The 1,266-nt window shown below is 44.0% G+C and carries 2 protein-coding genes and 1 pseudogene; all 3 read right to left on the bottom strand.

Going from position 1 to position 1,266, the window contains the following annotated elements; all coding sequences use genetic code 11:
* Positions 1-29 precede the first annotated feature (29 nt).
* Positions 30-119: pseudogene (locus R7070_RS25580) on the bottom strand (NAD-dependent epimerase/dehydratase family protein); the annotation flags it as partial.
* Positions 120-211: 92 nt separating this feature from the next.
* On the bottom strand, positions 212-922 hold the full coding sequence (locus R7070_RS25575) for a 3-deoxy-D-manno-octulosonic acid kinase (protein ID WP_025520216.1): 711 nt from the start codon (positions 920-922) through the stop codon (positions 212-214).
* A gap of 10 nt (positions 923-932) precedes the next feature.
* Positions 933-1,266, bottom strand: a 334-nt coding sequence (locus R7070_RS25570) for a diacylglycerol kinase (protein ID WP_318141435.1), incomplete at its 5' end; no start/stop codon positions are given.

Raw genomic sequence — 1,266 nt, 5'->3', positions numbered from 1 at the left:
ACGTTTCCTGCCTAGGTGAGCTTGTATCAATTCACGACGCTATCTTGGGTGTCACGAATAATGTGTCGAACGACAGCTGAGCCAATGAAGCCTGCCCCGCCTGTTACTAGTATTTTCATTGCAAATGTTACCTACTTTAATGGGTACTTTTAGTGGGTGTACCGAAATGCGCTATTGGATTGTCTCACGAATAACTGACAAAAAGCTCACTTTACGTATTTTCAGTATGACTTTTTTGTACATGATCAAAATCGGACGCTTGCCAAATGATTTGGCGTTTGAGCAGTTCTTTTTTGAATGAGCGAAGAAGCCTTTCTAAGTTTTGCTTTTTCCAGTCGCCGTGCTCTTGTTTGCGGCACTTATCAAAATCAATAATCCACACTTTATCTTTGTCATCGATCAAGATGTTGTGGATATTCAGGTCTGTGTGATTAACGCCAGCGTTGTGCATTTTGGCAATTTCTTGCCCTATTTTTTGATACATTCCTTCCGGTAACGGTTTTTCCTGCAAGATACTGACCAGGTCTCTTGCGTTAGGAATGCGCTCACTCAATAAATCGGCCTGATATGTCAATCCAGATTTCACAGCTCTCGCAGCAATTGGCCTTGGCACATGAACGCCAGCATTAATCAGTGTAAGTAATAGTTGGAACTCTTGCGCACAACGCGTTTGCTCCCAACCTGAAAACAAATAATTGTCTTTAACTAACTTACCAAATAAGCCGCCACGTCGATAATGACGCAGAGCGGCTTGCATCGTATCAAGCTGAACAAACCAAGTAGTGCCACGCCCTGACGCACTGCCAGTTACTTTGTTGGTGGATTGCCAATACTCGGCATCAAAAATAGGCTGACTAGGATCTTCAATAAGCTCCTCATCAAACCAAATGACTTGGTTGCTATCTCGATACTGCTGAATCATGTTGTAACCTCTAGCCTAGGTAGCGACTGGCCAAGATGTATAGCCAAGTAAAAGCTGCGAACGCTAACGCAACCATAACGGCTGCCGATCCTATATCTTTAGCGCGACCACTTAATTCATGGCGTTCAACACCAATGCGATCCACCACTGCTTCTATCGCGGAGTTAATCAGTTCGACAATCAGAACTAATACCACGACACCAATCAATAAGATGCGCTCTATCATCCCGACATCAACCACGCACGCCAAAATCACAGCAATGCTTAGCAAAGCGAGCTCTTGTCGAACAGCAGCTTCATGTTTAAAAGCGGCTTTTAACCCCTGTATAGAATAGCCTGTAGCT

This window comes from Vibrio sp. 1557 (assembly GCF_033340175.1).
Classification (GTDB): domain Bacteria; phylum Pseudomonadota; class Gammaproteobacteria; order Enterobacterales; family Vibrionaceae; genus Vibrio; species Vibrio alginolyticus.
The sequence above is the reverse complement of the archived record's forward strand: the minus strand, read 5'-3'. Positions and strand labels throughout refer to the sequence as shown.

What these genes read in the sequence shown, in the direction of transcription:
- R7070_RS25575 (WP_025520216.1), bottom strand. Translation starts at nt 922, where the DNA reads ATGATTCAGCAGTATCGAGATAGCAACCAAGTCATTTGGTTTGATGAG.